The organism is Sphingomonas sp. LR55, from assembly GCF_036856015.1.
Taxonomy (GTDB): domain Bacteria; phylum Pseudomonadota; class Alphaproteobacteria; order Sphingomonadales; family Sphingomonadaceae; genus Sphingomonas.
Genome location: NZ_JASPFO010000001.1, coordinates 2,904,255 through 2,917,697 on the forward strand (window position 1 = coordinate 2,904,255; position 13,443 = coordinate 2,917,697).

Here is a 13,443-nt window from a genome sequence, read left to right on the forward strand (position 1 = left end):
CTTTCCACTTGGGCCCCGGCCTTCGCCGGGGTGGTGTTTCGGGGAGCGTTATCCTCTCAGGCTCGCGCCCTGCTTGGCCGCCGCCGCGACCACCCTGTCGGCGATCGCCTTGATCTCTTCGTCGGTGAAGCTCTTGGCGGTCGGTTGCAGGACGATCTCGACCGCGACCGACTTGTGGCCGTCCTCGACCCCTGCCCCGGTGAACACGTCGAACACGCGGGCCGAGACGATCGCGACCTTGTCGGCGCCCTTGACCGCGCGGACCAGCGTGTCGGTGGCGAGCGCCGCCGGCACGAGGAATGCGAAGTCGCGGCGGACGGCTTGCAGCGCCGGCGGCGTGTAGGCCGGGCGGGCGAAGCCAGACGCGCGCTTGGGCGGAATCGCGTCGAGGTACACTTCTACCGCGGCGACCGCGCCGTCGAGGTCGAACGCCTTCAGCACCGACGGGTGGAGCATGCCGAAGCTCGCCAGAACCGTCTTCGGCCCGAGGCGAAGCGTGCCCGACTGCCCAGGGTGCCATGCGTCGCCGGCCTCGCCCATCACCTGCAAATTATCGACCGGCGCACCCGAGGCCGCGAGAAGGGCCAAGGCCTCGGCCTTCGCGTCATACGCGTCGAAGCTCGCCGCTTTCCCATCGCGCCAGCCGCGGGGGCGGCGGTCGCCGGCGAGGACGACGCCTAGCGTCACGCGCTCGGCGTCGGCCAGATAGCGGCGGCCGATCTCGAACAGGCGGACGCTCTGCTGGCCGCGCTTGAGGTTCCGGCCGGTCGCTGCGAGCAGGCCGGGAAGTAGCGAGGGGCGCATGACCTTGAGGTCTTCGCTGATCGGGTTGGCGAGCGTCCACGCGCCGCCACCGAAAGGCGCGGCTTCGGCTTCGGAAAGGAAGCTCCACGTTACCGCTTCGTCGAGCCCTCGGGCAGCGGCCGCCCTGCGTGCGCGACGTTCGAGCTTCTGCTCGGGCGTGGCGGTCGGCTTGGCGACGCCGGGCATGCGGGGGAGCGGCGTCGAGGGGATATTGTCGATGCCCTCGATGCGGACGACTTCCTCGACGAGGTCGGCGGGGCCGTCGACGTCGCGGCGCCAGGTCGGGATCGTGACCGGCCATTTGCCCTCGATCGTCGAGAACAGCGCATCGCTGAACGCGTCCGCCGATTTGATCGCGCCGATCGTGAAGCCGAGCGACAACAATGTCCGCGCCTGACGTTCGGGGGCGACGTGGAGGCCGCCGAGTTCTGCGCTCAGGCGCGGATCGTAGTGGATCACGCGGGGGTCTAGCGGGGGTTCGCCCGAGCGGGTGACGTCGCTCGCCGTGCCGCCGCAGATGTGGAGCACGAGCGCAGTGGCGATCGCGAGGCCGTCTTCGAGGAACGCCGGGTCGACGCCGCGTTCGAAGCGGCTGCGCGCGTCGGAGGTGAGCGTGAGCTTCTGGCCGGTCCGCGCGATGTGGTCGGGATCGAAATAGGCGCATTCGATCAGCACGTCGGTGGTGTCCGCGGAGACGCCCGAATGCTCGCCGCCCATGATCCCGCCGATGTCGTGCACGGCGGTGTCGTCGGCGATGACGGTCATGGTCGCGTCGAGCGTGTAGGTCTTGCCGTTGAGCGCGACGACCTGCTCGCCGTCGTTTGCTTTCCGCGCGACGAGGCCGCCGGAGAGCTTTGCGCGGTCGTAGACGTGCAAGGGGCGGCCGAGGTCGATCATCAGGTAATTGGTGATGTCGACGAGTGCTGAGATGGGCTTCTGGCCGATCGCGATGAGGCTGCGGCGCATCCACTCTGGGGACTCGCCGTTGGTTACGCCGGTGACGGTCTGGGCGAAGAAGGCCGGGCAGCCGGCGGTGTCGTCGGTGCGGACGTCCGGACCTGCGCCCTCGCTCGTGAACGCGTCGAACGTCAGTGGGGTGAGCGTGCCGAGGCCGGCGGCGGCGAGGTCTCGCGCGATGCCGCGGACGCCCATGCAGTCCTGGCGGTTGGGCGTGATCGCGACGTCGATGACCGGGTCGGTCAGGCCGGCATAGTCGGGGTACGCTGTGCCGATCGGGGCGTCTTCGGGCAGTTCGATGATGCCGTCATGGTCTTCGCCGAGTTCCAGTTCGCGCGTCGAGCACATCATGCCGTTGGATTCGACGCCGCGAATGCTCGCGAGCTTCAGCGTCACGTCGAGGCCGGGGACGTACGCACCGGGTGCGCCGAACACGCCGACCAGACCGGCGCGAGCGTTGGGGGCGCCGCAGACGACCTGGAGTGGCCCGTTACCGGCATCGACCGACAGGATCTGGAGCTTGTCGGCTTGCGGATGGCGTTCGGCGCTGAGCACCTTGGCGATCTTGAACGCGGCCAGCTTCTCGCCGGGGTTCTCGACGCCTTCGACTTCGAGGCCGATGCGGGTCAGCGCCTCGACGATCTGGTCGAGCGTGGCGTTGGTTTCGAGGTGCTGCTTGAGCCAGCTGAGGGTGAACTTCATGCGCCGACTCCGCCGGACAAGGTGGGGACGTCGAGGCTCGAAAAGCCGTAATGCTTGAGCCAGCGGATATCGCCGTCGAAGAACGGGCGGAGATCGTCCATGCCGTATTTGAGCATCGCGAGGCGGTCGATGCCGCAGCCGAACGCGAAGCCCTGCCATTCGTCGGGGTCGAGCCCGCACGCTTCGATCACCTTGCGGTGGACCATGCCCGAGCCGAGGATCTCGAGCCAGCCATCGGGCTCGGCGCCGCCGACGACGCGCTTGCCCTTGACCAGCGTGTAGCCGACGTCGATCTCGACCGAGGGTTCGGTGAACGGGAAGTAGCTGGGGCGCAGGCGGAGGACGATGTCGTCGCGCTCGAAGAACGCCTTCACGAAGGTTTCGAGCGTCCACTTCAGATGGCCGAGCGTGATGCCCTTGTCGATCACGAGGCCCTCGACCTGGTGGAACATCGGCGTGTGCGTCGCGTCCGAGTCCGACCGGTAGGTGCGGCCCGGCGCGATGATGCGGATCGGGGGTTTCTGGCTCAGCATCGTGCGGATCTGGACCGGCGACGTGTGCGTGCGGAGCAGCATCCGCTTCGCGGGCTCACCGTCGCCCGCATCAGCGTCGTCTAACTTACCATCTGACGACGCCATATAGAACGTATCGTGCATCGCACGCGCCGGGTGGGACTCAGGAATATTGAGCGCAGTGAAGTTGTGCCAGTCGTCCTCGATCTCGGGACCAGTCGCGACCGCGAAACCAAGGTCGGCGAAGATCTCGGCAAGTTCGTCCATGACCTGGCTGACCGGGTGGATCGTACCGGCGGGCGTGGCGTCGGCGGGCAGCGTCATGTCGAGCGTTTCGCTGGCGAGGCGCGCGTCGAGCGCGGCGCGTTCGAGCGTGGCCTTGCGCTCGGCGATGCCGTTGGCGACGGCTTCGCGGAGGCCCTGGATCAGCGGGCCCTGGACGAGGCGCTCGTCCGGCGTCATCTTGCCGAGCGTCTTGAGCAGCGCGGTGATCGTGCCCTGCTTGCCGAGCGCCTCGACCCGGCACGCATCGAGCGCGTCGAGCCCGGATGCGGCGGCGATCGCCGTCAGCATGTGGTCGCGCATCTGGTTCAGGTCTTCGGTCACTGTTTCGCCATCCTAATTTCGCGCGTCTCTATCGCTCTACTTGTCATTCCCGCGAAGAATTTGTCATCCTCGCGCAGGCGGGGATCCATATGCGCTACCGGTTCGATCGTCATAACCGTAGCGGTTATGGTTTCCCGCCTTCGCGGGAATGACGGAAAGGCGGGAAGCCCAACCCTATCGCCAGATCGTCCCAATCGAGATTGCCCTCTTCGATCAGCCGCAGCTTCCAGTCGCGGTTCCACTTCTTCAGCTGCTTTTCGCGCGTGATCGCCGCTTCCATCGTGTCGGCCATTTCGTAGTGCACCAGCCGATGGATGCCGTAGCGGGAGGTGAAGCCCTTGATCAAGCCTTCGCGGTGCTGGTGGATGCGACCGAGCAGGTTGGAGGTGACGCCGATATAGAGCGTACCATGCCGACCGCTGGCGAGGATGTAGACACATGGCTGCCAGTCCATCCGCTATCCCCTCGCTACAACTACGTCATTCCCGCGTAGGCGGGAATGACGGTTTGAGGGCGGGCAGTGCTCCGCCTCAAACGCAGAAAAGGCGCCGGTGGCCTCCCACCGACGCCCTCCCAAAACTCACCTCAGTCGCGAATTACGCGGCCTGGGGAAGCGCCGCCTTCACCTGGGCGACGATAGCGCTGAATGCAGCGCCCTCGTGCATGGCGATGTCGGCCAGGACCTTCCGGTCGAGTTCGATCCCTGCAAGCTTCACGCCGTGCATGAACTGCGAATACGTCAGACCCTCGGCGCGGACGCCCGCGTTGATGCGCTGGATCCAGAGGCCACGGAACGTGCGCTTCTTAACCTTGCGGTCGCGGTAAGCGTACTGTCCGGCCTTCTCGACGGCCTGACGGGCGATGCGGATGGTGTTCTTGCGACGGCCATAATAGCCCTTCGCCTGAACCAAAATACGCTTGTGCTTGGCGCGGGTGGTAACACCCCGTTTTACGCGTGCCATTGTCTAATTCCTTCTCAGCTCAACGCAGGCCGTAAGGCGCCCAGGCCTTCACTGCTGCGGTATCGGCCTTCGACAGCAGCTTGGTGCCGCGGTTCTGACGGATGTACTTTCCGTTGTGATGCGCCAGACGGTGACGCTTGCCGGCGACGCCGTGCTTGAGCAGGCCGGTGGCGGTGAGCTTGAAGCGTTTCTTGACGCCGCTCTTGGTCTTCAGCTTGGGCATTTTTATCCTTTCGGTTACGAAGGAGGACGCTGAAATCGCCGCGGCAGCCCACACTGGCCGGGCGATTCGTCGAACGCGTTCCCTTCGAGGAAGCGGGGCGCATAGACGCAATGATCCGCCATATCAACCGTTGTGGAACTGACGCGGCTGTCGTGCGATAGGCGAAACATGGACGACAGCCCGACGCAGCCGATCGAGACCCCTTCCGCAGCCCCGGAAGCAGCCGCCGCGCAAAAACGTCGCAAGCGGCGGATACTGCGCAACATCCTGCTCGGGATCGTCGCGGTCATCGTCGCGATCTGGCTGGTGCTGTACATCACCAAGGGGCGTTTCCTGAAGCATCCGTTCGAGCGCGTTGTCGGCTCGCTCACGCACCGGACGCTGACCGTGCGCGGCGACTTCCAGCTCTATTTCGCGCCGTTCCGCATCAAGCTGTACGCGGAGAACTTCACGCTCTCGAACCCCGACTGGGCGAGCAAGCCGAACCTGTTCCAGGCGGACAAGCTCGACACGCGGATCGCGCCGCTGTCGCTCATCTTCGGCAAGCGGCGGCTGTATTGGCTCGACCTGGTCAACGGTGCTGTCGATCTCGAGTGGAACGCAGCGCACACTGCCAACACCTGGACGTTCTCGAACAAGAAGGGTGGCAAGCCGCTCGAATTCCCGAGGATCGATGTCGCCACGGTCACGGGCACGACGGTGCGCTATCTCGATCCGCGGATGCGCGTGCTGGCGGACCTCGAGGTCGCCGACATCCGCTCGGTCGACGCGACGATCGGTCGTGCGGTTGGGCTGACGGGCAAGGGGCGGTTGCGCGAGACGCCGTTCACCGTGACCGCGCAGTTGCTGTCGCCCGACGCGACCGCCAATCGCGGGCAGAACAAGCTGGTCGCGCGAGCGCGGGCGGCGGGGAATATCATCGACGTCGCGGGGACGCTGCCGAGCATCGCCGATGTCGAGAACGTGCCGCTCGCCGTCACCGCACGCGGCACCAATCTGTCGACGCTGCTGGGCGTGATCGACGTCGCGATCCCGAACACGCGGACCTACAAACTGCGCGCGCAACTCATCAAGCAGGGCGACGAATACGCCTTCACGCACCTGCGCGGCTTTGCAGGCCGGACCGATCTTGCGGGCAAGCTGACGATCACCAACGGCGAGCGCATCCATCTCGATTCGGTGCTCACGACCAAGAGTCTCGACATCATCGATGCGGCGCCGTTCATTGGGTTCAATCCCGACATCGTCGAGTCGAAGGGTGCGGTGGCAGCCGCCGCGGCGACGGGGGCTGCACCGCAGCGCCTGCTGCCCGACGGGAACCTGCCGGTTGCGACGATGCAGATTTTCGATGCCGACCTGAAATGGACGATCGGTGTGGTGAAGTCGCGCAACCTGCCGATTTCCAACATCGACCTGACGCTCGACCTGGAACGCGGGCGGCTGGCGCTGTCGCCGCTGACCTTCTCGATGGCGCGCGGCAACGTTGCCTCGGACGTCATCTTCGATACGCGCGCACGGCCAAGCGCAGTGTCCTACGACATCCGCCTCGCGCCGACGCCGCTGGGTCGGCTGCTCAAGGGGTATGGCCTGACCGAGGCCGGGACGACCGGGACCGTCAAGGGTCGCATCAAGCTTGATGGCCGCGGCGACTCGATCCACGATTCGCTGGCGTCGTCGCGCGGGCGGATTGCGTTCGTGCTGCCGTCGGGGGCGCTTTCGGTGCGCAATGTGCAGCTCGCCGAACTCGACATCGGCACGTTTGCGCAACGGATGTTCCAGGGGAAGCTCGACGAGCCGGTGCAGATGAATTGCGGGCTCATCGGTTTCACGGTGCGCGGCGGTGTCGCGGCGGCGGACCCGATCCTGATCGATACCCGCAAGAACGTGATCGTCGGGCGTGGCGGGTTCAGTTTTCGCAACGAGGCGGTCGACCTCGCGTTTCGCGCGGATTCGAAGAAGTTCAGCCTGTTTGCTGGGCAGTCGCCCGTGAGTGTTGGCGGGATGTTCGCTGCGCCGAAGCTCAACGTGATCTCGAAGGACCTGCTCGCGCGCGTCGGCAGCGGGCTCGGGCTGGCGCTGGTCGCGACGCCGGTCGCGGGGATTCTGGCGTTCGTCGATGTCGGCGATGCGAAGTCGACCGCCTGCGGCCCGGTACTGGCCGGGGCGACGGCCGCCGCGCAGCGAACTACCAAGGGTCAGCCGCGCGATGATGTGGGGCATGGGACGACGGCCAAGGCCGAGGACGGGAAGTCAACCCGCTCCGAGGGCAAGGCACAGCGGAAGAAGTTTCTGGGGATCTTCTGAGGGCGTGGGGACCAACTGTACGGTCCTCCCTTCCCTAGATCGCTCATCCTGGCGTTAAGCGGGCACCGTTGCCGATGGTGGGCACGCGTAGATGGCTAGCGTTCCGCGTCCATGGGTCCCGGCGTCCGCCGGGATGACGGATGGGGGTGTGAGCGGGGCTTCGCGGTATGCGGCGGGCTGGTTGGAACCCCGTTCGTCTGAACCGTGCGCGCCGCTTGGGTTAGTCCGGCGTACCTGCGACTTGGTTCCGAACCGAGGCTGCGTCTCCAGCACTCCCACCCGTCAACCTGGCGGACGCCGGGGTCCGCTTAGACGGCTAGCGCTCCGTGTCCGTGGGTCCCGGCGTCCGCCGGGATGACGGAAGGGGGACTTTTAGTGGTCGTGCCCGTCGTGATCGTGCTCCTCACCCTGCAACCGGTGCATCGCCTCGAGCACGTCGTCCATGCGCGCGGGGTCGCCGATCGCCAACACATGGCCTTCGCTGGCGGCGGTCAGCGGGTCGCCGTTCCAGTCGCACATCATGCCGCCAGCGCCTTCGACCACCGGCACCAGGGCGGCGAAGTCGTAGAGGTTGAGACCGGATTCACACACAACATCGAGATGGCCGCTCGCGAGCAGGCCGTAATTGTAGCAGTCGCCGCCATAGACCGGGCCCTGGCGCGGATTGCCGCCCGAGATCGCCGCGACCAGCGCGAGATAGGGCTGCACATCGCCGTCCTCGAACAGATGCGGGCTGGTCGTGGCGATCGTCGAGCCGGCGAGTTCGCGGCAGGCGCGGGTGCGAACCGGCACGCCGTTGAGCGTCGTCGGGCGGCCCGCGACACCGACCCAGCGTTCGCGCTGAACCGGCTGGTCGATGATCCCGAGCACCGGCCAGCCATCCTCGACCAGCGCGATCAACGTGCCGAAGATCGCCCGGCCGACGGTGAAGCTGCGCGTGCCGTCGATCGGGTCGAGCACCCATTTGCGGTTGGTGACGCCGGGCTTTTCGCCGAACTCCTCCCCGATGATGCCGTCGCCCGAGCGCTCGGCGTCGAGCAGCCGGCGCATCGCGGCCTCGGCCTCGCGGTCGGCGCGCGTCACGGGTGACTGGTCGTCCTTGATCTCGACCCCGTGCTCGTGGCGGAAATAGGGTCGAATGACGTGGCCCGCAGCATCCGCGAGGCGGTGCGCGAGGTCGATATCGGCTTGGGTGACTGGCATGGCCCCTGCCTATCGGCCCCTGGCGCAGGGAGCAATGGACGGAACGCTCACGTCGGCGTAGGTCGTTGCAATCCAACCGGAGTATCGTCCATGCGCCTCGTCTCGACTCTCACCGCCGCCGCTCTTCTCGCCGCAACGCCCGCCTTCGCCGCGCTCGCACCCGGCGCCCGGGCTCCGGACTTTACGACGCGTGGCGCGATCGCCGGCAAGGTGTTCACGGTCCATCTCGCCGAGCAGCTCAAAAAGGGCCCGGTCGTGTTGTACTTCTTCCCCGCCGCGTACACCGGCGGCTGCAACGCCGAGGCGCATGCCTTTGCGGAGGCGATTCCGGCGTTTACCAAGGCGGGCGCGACGGTGATCGGCATGTCGGCGGACAATGTCGAGACGCTGAGCAAGTTCTCGGCCGAGAAGTGCGCCGGCAAGTTCGCGGTCGCGAGCGCAGGGCCGGGCGTCGTCAAGGGCTACGACGTCGCGCTCGGCAAGCAGATGGCGGGTCGCGATATCACCAAGCGGACCAGCTACGTCATTGCCAAGGACGGTCGCATCGCGTTCGTCCATGACGATATGAACCCCGCGGCGCACGTCTCGACGACACTTGCCGCAGTCGAGAAACTCACCGGCAAGTAAGCCATCGAACACGGAGCGTTGTTCTCGCTTGATGGATGAGGCTCGGTCGTCACCGGCCTATAGTCATCGAACCGGCAATTACCTGCCGGTTTGGTGACTTAATCCTAACGCTTTCGGGTTTATCGGAGACTGCGAGAACTCGGGGGACGAGATGCGCGACGTACAGGCGGCCAGAACTATGGCCGGGTCATTTCCGAACGAGACGATATTCGAACGGATCGGCAGGTTCCTCGACGCGCAGAAACTCAGCGCCGATCCCGCCCATTACGCCTTCGCCTTTGCCGTATTATCGTCGCCTGACAGTGAGTTGGCGGAAGCCGTCCGGCAGCAGACCGACCTCGGCATCAGATTGACCCGACACGATATCGAGCGACTCGGCGGGCAGGTGGTACAGGGCCCTCCCCTCGTCCTGTCACGCACCGACGCCGATGCAGCGGCGCCCGCCGAGCCCAGTCTCGAGATGCGGACCGACACGGCGATCGCGCTGGTGATCGAGACGCAGCAGCAGGTCGACGGGTTCGCGCAGATCGTCCGAACGATGCAGGCCGAGACCGAAGGTTTCGGCCATGAACTCGCGCAAAGCGCGGCGGCGATCACGCATCTGGCCGAACTCGACGAGATCACCCGCATCACGAGCTCGATGATCGCGCGGATCCACGACAGCGAGGTGCGGCTGGCGCTGGCCACGGCGGAAACCGATGCGCTACGCGCCAAACTGGCCGAAGCCCGGGATACGGCACGACGCGATGTCTTGACCGGCCTGCCCAACCGACGCGCCTTCGAAGAAGCCTATGCCGCGCGCGATCTGGACGCAGGTCCGTACTGCCTGGCAGTCTGCGACATCGATCGGTTCAAGCGCGTCAACGACCTCCATGGCCACGGCGTCGGCGACCGGGTGCTGGTCGCGATCGGCCAAGCCATGGCCGCAGAATGCGCGCCGCACCTGGTCGTGCGCCACGGCGGCGAGGAATTCGCCGTGCTGCTCGGGGGGCTGGGCCTGGCGGAGGCGGCCGAGTTGCTCGATTCGGTCCGCGCGGTCGTGGCCGCGAAGCGCTTCCGCAACCGGGAGACCGACACCGCGCTCGGGACCATCACGTTTTCCGCAGGCGTGACGGCGATCCATGCCGACGAGGTCGCCGAAATCGCGTTCTTGCGGGCCGACCGCCTGTTGTACGCCGCCAAGAAACAGGGACGCGATCGAGTCTGCGCCGGTTGATCCCGTAAGTTGGCGGAATTTACGATGGTTTCGTGGTGCGTTTTACCACTCGAAGCGTCGGCAAATCAGAAATCCACGGCGGTTCAACACGTTACGAAACTGGCACGCACCGTGCAATTCATTCGATATCGGCAGCCGGATGGTCCGGCGCCTGACACTCGAAGGAAAATCTCATGTCGATCCGTTTCGAAACCGTCCAGCGTATTGCTTGCTCGTTCGTCGGTGCGATCGTCTTCGCCGCGATCGCCGTCAGCACCGCCACGCCGATCATCCCGATCGCCTGATCCTCACGTCACGGAGAACCATCATGGGTCGCAGCATTCTCATAGGCCTTGCCGCCTTCTCGACTACCCTCTTGCTGATCGTCACGCATAGCGGGACGACGCTGGTCTGAGCCGACCTTGGCAGCGTCGGTTCAGCCCCAGGGCCAAACCGCCACCGCCGCCCTGCGTCATGCAGGCGCACCCAAGCCCACCGGCCCGACCGGTGCCTCCGCCTCGCGCGAATAGGTACCGATCAACAATCCCGCTGCCAGCACATGGCCGGTTATGGCGTCGATCACCGCAGAGCGTCCGGGTGTCGCGCCGACGTCTTCAGCGCCCGCACCAACCGCGAACATCTGAAACGCATATCGATGATCGCCATGCCCACTCGGTGGATCGGGTGGCAGCCATCCCTCGCGAAGATAGGAATTACGGCCAACGTCGCGTCCTGCCGCATCGCCCTCGCCATCGGCGGCGATCGCACCTTCGGCAAGACGCCCCGCATCGGCCTCGAGGCCCCAGACGATCGCATGAACGAGCGGCTGTGGCGTCGGTGCATCGGCATCCTCGACGATCAGGACCATATGCGTGGTGCCGGCCGGCGGTTCGCTCCAGACGAGCGGCGGCGACACGCCTTCGCCATCGGCCGTGAAACGCGGCGGCATCCGGCTCTCATGCGCGAATGCCGGGCTGGTCAGGTCGAGCGTCTCGAACCGGTTGCCAAGCTGCACGATGGCGAGCTTTTCGGCGCCCGCACGCAGACCGCTCATCGCGTGGCCGAGCCACGCCGGGATGTGTTCGAGCATCGCTTATCCTTCCGAGGGACAGGTTTCGGCACGGCGTACGGGAGCCGCGCCGTCATACCAGTCGCTCCGTGTGCCCATCGTCGCGGCATCATGGTAGCAGACCTGGGTCTTGGCGGCCTTGCTGTCGACGATCACGGTCCAGTTGTGATCGCCGCAATTATGCTCCTCGCAGCCCCAGGCCGCGACGCGCTCGCCGATCTTGAACACCGGCGTTTCGGGCCCCGAGCGACCGCGGATCGTCTCGCGCAGTTTCGCATCGCCAACCGCCATGACCAGCCCCGACGCGACATCGGTACGGTCGAAGAAATCGACGCCGCCGACCGCGTCATGCGGGTATTTCCCGACATAGGCGGTGATCGGCGTGGTCTGTGCCTGGCCAGGGATCGGTGTCGGCGCGCGTCTGCGGCGGCGTGAAGTTGCTCGCGGCGAGCGTATCGGTCGGATCGTCCTTCTTGCCGCAGCCGCTCAGCAGCGGAAGTGCGAGCATCGCGATCAGCACCATCGTCTTCATGCGCATTCCTCTTCTGGTCGACCAACGCATCGGCCTTGTCGGGGGTTGCGTCGAGGAGGATCGCGACCATTTCGCAGACATGCATTTCGAGGACATGCCGCACGATCTGACCCGCTTCGTTACCGCGCAGCACGGCGTATACCCGCAGGCGCTTGCCGAACTGCACGCCGGTGCGAAACGCAGCCACTGGATGTGGTTCATCTTCCCGCAGATCGCGGGTCTAGGGCAGAGCATGATGGCGCGGACCTATGCGATCGCCGATGCGAGCGAGGCGCGGGCGTATCTCGCGCATCCGGTCCTCGGGCCGCGCCTGCTCGAAGCGACCGAGGCCGTGACCGCCGCGCACGGTTCGGCCGCGACGATCCTTGGCGATATCGATGCGGTGAAGCTGCGATCGTCGATGACGCTGTTCGCGTCGGTCGCCGATGACCCGACGCCGTTCCGCGCGGCACTCGACCGGTTCTTCGACGGGTCGGCGGACGAAGCGACATTGCGCCTGCTCCAATAAGCGTCTTTCGATAAGAGGCGCGCGCGCTGTCGCAACGGTGTAGGATGATGCGGGGCCTTCCGCCCCATGAGGTGTCGTCATGGCCAAGAGCCAGAAGAAGTCGAGCAAGGAAGTCCGCAAACCCAAGGCCGAAAAAGCGCCTAAGGCCAATGCGTCCAACCCGACCACCAAGGGCAAGCCCGTCGAGATGACGACGCTCAACTAAGCGCGCGTGCCTTCCCTCTCCCCGGGAGAGGGCGAGACGCTGGAGGCGGCGAGGGTGAGGACGACCCGAGCGCGCCGGTCGCCGCTTAATCGAGCGCGGCGCGGATCGCGGCGGCGGCGATGAACGGTGCGCCCGCGACCAGCACGAGGCTGACCGCGGCGAGCAGTTTCATCGCGCCTGCGCCGCCCGCCGGGTCGAGCGAACCGGCGCCGAAGATCAGCAGTGGCACCGCGAGCGGGAGCATCACCAGCCCGGTGACCGCACCACCGCCGCGCACGCCCGCGACCAGCGCGCTGGTGACGACCGCGAGGGCCGCCAGACCCGGCGTGCCGATGAGCAGGCCGATCTCGACGCGGAGCAGCGTTTCGCCCGAGAGGTTGAGCAGCCCCGCGGCAATCACCGCGGCGAGCATTAGCGGCGGACCGAAGCTCAGCCAGTGCGCGATCGTCTTGGCCACCGCGACCAATGTCATCGACAGACCGCGCACCGCGAACTGGTCGAACACGCCGGACTCCAGATCGGGACCGATCAGCCGCTCGACCGGGAGCAAGGCAGCCAGCAATGCCGCGGTCCAGATCACGCCGCCGCCAATCCTGGCGAGCAGCGCGGCGTCGGGGCCGATCGCGAACGGGAACAGCGTCGCCACCAGCAGGAAGAACGCGACGACCAAGGTCGCGCCGCCGCTCGACACGCTGCGGCGAAGATCGCGGCGGATCAGCGCGATCACAACGCGATCTCCCGCGCGCCAGGTAGCGACAGCGGCAGATGTGTGGCGACCAGCACGATGCCGCCGCTTGACCGATGTCGGGCGATCAGCGCTTCGAGCCGCGTGATCGAGGTCAGGTCGAGCCCGTTGGCGGGTTCGTCGAGCAGCCAGACCGGCGCGCCGGTCGCGGCGACACGGGCGATCGAGGCGCGACGGCGTTGTCCCGTGGACAGGAGTCGGACGGGAATGTCGGCCAGTGCGTCCAGATCGAGCGCCTGCATCGCGCGGGCAACGCGTGCGTCTGGATCGGGGCGCTGTCGAGGGTCGC

16 protein-coding genes are annotated in these 13,443 nt (G+C 66.4%); 5 read left to right on the forward strand and 11 right to left on the reverse strand.

Annotated features, from left to right (window positions below; all coding sequences use genetic code 11):
• Positions 1 to 48: 48 nt before the first annotated feature.
• From pheT to rpmI, 5 genes are all read right to left on the reverse strand, one after another.
• Positions 49 to 2,463, reverse strand: coding sequence for a phenylalanine--tRNA ligase subunit beta (gene pheT, locus QP181_RS13880; protein ID WP_333928894.1), 2,415 nt, complete (start codon positions 2,461 to 2,463; stop codon positions 49 to 51).
• On the reverse strand, positions 2,460 to 3,560 hold the full coding sequence (gene pheS / locus QP181_RS13885) for a phenylalanine--tRNA ligase subunit alpha (RefSeq protein WP_443027595.1): 1,101 nt from the start codon (positions 3,558 to 3,560) through the stop codon (positions 2,460 to 2,462). Before pheS ends, pheT begins: the two co-directional genes overlap by 4 nt.
• A 145-nt stretch (positions 3,561 to 3,705) precedes the next feature.
• Entirely contained in the window at positions 3,706 to 4,035 is a 330-nt protein-coding gene (locus QP181_RS13890) for a GIY-YIG nuclease family protein (RefSeq protein WP_333928896.1), read from the reverse strand.
• Positions 4,036 to 4,177: 142 nt separating this feature from the next.
• Positions 4,178 to 4,543, reverse strand: a complete 366-nt coding sequence (gene rplT, locus QP181_RS13895) for a 50S ribosomal protein L20 (protein WP_056054375.1) — start codon at positions 4,541 to 4,543, stop codon at positions 4,178 to 4,180.
• Between the two features lie 19 nt (positions 4,544 to 4,562).
• Positions 4,563 to 4,766, reverse strand: coding sequence for a 50S ribosomal protein L35 (gene rpmI / locus QP181_RS13900; RefSeq protein WP_031395289.1), 204 nt, complete (start codon positions 4,764 to 4,766; stop codon positions 4,563 to 4,565).
• Positions 4,767 to 4,934: 168 nt separating this feature from the next.
• Between rpmI and QP181_RS13905 the strand changes: the two genes are divergently transcribed.
• On the forward strand, positions 4,935 to 7,070 hold the full coding sequence (locus QP181_RS13905) for an AsmA family protein (RefSeq protein ID WP_333928899.1): 2,136 nt from the start codon (positions 4,935 to 4,937) through the stop codon (positions 7,068 to 7,070).
• Between the two features lie 372 nt (positions 7,071 to 7,442).
• Here QP181_RS13905 and QP181_RS13910 read toward each other — a convergent pair whose 3' ends face one another.
• Positions 7,443 to 8,273 (reverse strand): inositol monophosphatase family protein, encoded by an 831-nt coding sequence (locus tag QP181_RS13910; RefSeq protein WP_333928900.1) that lies wholly within the window; start codon positions 8,271 to 8,273, stop codon positions 7,443 to 7,445.
• 90 nt (positions 8,274 to 8,363) lie between these two features.
• On the opposite strand from QP181_RS13910, the gene QP181_RS13915 reads away from it, so the two are divergent.
• Together QP181_RS13915 and QP181_RS13920 are read left to right on the forward strand one after the other, a co-directional pair.
• Positions 8,364 to 8,900, forward strand: coding sequence for a peroxiredoxin (locus tag QP181_RS13915; RefSeq protein WP_333928901.1), 537 nt, complete (start codon positions 8,364 to 8,366; stop codon positions 8,898 to 8,900).
• A 178-nt stretch (positions 8,901 to 9,078) separates the two neighbouring features.
• Positions 9,079 to 10,116 carry a GGDEF domain-containing protein gene (locus QP181_RS13920; RefSeq protein WP_333928902.1) on the forward strand — a complete coding sequence of 346 codons (1,038 nt, stop codon included), beginning with the start codon at positions 9,079 to 9,081 and terminating at the stop codon, positions 10,114 to 10,116.
• Between the two features lie 451 nt (positions 10,117 to 10,567).
• Here QP181_RS13920 and QP181_RS13925 read toward each other — a convergent pair whose 3' ends face one another.
• Genes QP181_RS13925 through QP181_RS13935 form a run of 3 tightly spaced genes read right to left on the reverse strand, consistent with a single transcriptional unit; the run spans position 10,568 to position 11,696 of the window.
• Complete coding sequence (locus QP181_RS13925) at positions 10,568 to 11,185, reverse strand: YbhB/YbcL family Raf kinase inhibitor-like protein (RefSeq protein WP_132895776.1); 618 nt, start codon at positions 11,183 to 11,185, stop codon at positions 10,568 to 10,570.
• 3 nt (positions 11,186 to 11,188) lie between these two features.
• Positions 11,189 to 11,455, reverse strand: a complete 267-nt coding sequence (locus QP181_RS13930; protein ID WP_333928903.1) for an Ivy family c-type lysozyme inhibitor — start codon at positions 11,453 to 11,455, stop codon at positions 11,189 to 11,191.
• A gap of 55 nt (positions 11,456 to 11,510) precedes the next feature.
• Positions 11,511 to 11,696, reverse strand: a complete 186-nt coding sequence (locus QP181_RS13935) for a hypothetical protein (RefSeq protein WP_333928904.1) — start codon at positions 11,694 to 11,696, stop codon at positions 11,511 to 11,513.
• A 79-nt stretch (positions 11,697 to 11,775) separates the two neighbouring features.
• Here QP181_RS13935 and QP181_RS13940 point away from each other — a divergent pair, with 79 nt between their 5' ends.
• Complete coding sequence (locus tag QP181_RS13940; RefSeq protein WP_443027596.1) at positions 11,776 to 12,204, forward strand: DUF1810 domain-containing protein; 429 nt, start codon at positions 11,776 to 11,778, stop codon at positions 12,202 to 12,204.
• Positions 12,205 to 12,283: 79 nt separating this feature from the next.
• On the forward strand, positions 12,284 to 12,409 hold the full coding sequence (locus QP181_RS13945; RefSeq protein ID WP_259457500.1) for a hypothetical protein: 126 nt from the start codon (positions 12,284 to 12,286) through the stop codon (positions 12,407 to 12,409).
• An 85-nt stretch (positions 12,410 to 12,494) separates the two neighbouring features.
• Here the strand turns inward: QP181_RS13945 and QP181_RS13950 are convergent, their stop codons facing one another.
• Together QP181_RS13950 and QP181_RS13955 are read right to left on the reverse strand one after the other, a co-directional pair.
• Positions 12,495 to 13,136 carry a heme exporter protein CcmB gene (locus QP181_RS13950; protein ID WP_333928905.1) on the reverse strand — a complete coding sequence of 214 codons (642 nt, stop codon included), beginning with the start codon at positions 13,134 to 13,136 and terminating at the stop codon, positions 12,495 to 12,497.
• A complete protein-coding gene (locus QP181_RS13955) occupies positions 13,133 to 13,396 on the reverse strand; it encodes an ABC transporter ATP-binding protein (protein ID WP_333928906.1) in 264 nt (87 codons plus the stop codon). Before QP181_RS13955 ends, QP181_RS13950 begins: the two co-directional genes overlap by 4 nt.
• Positions 13,397 to 13,443: the final 47 nt, after the last annotated feature.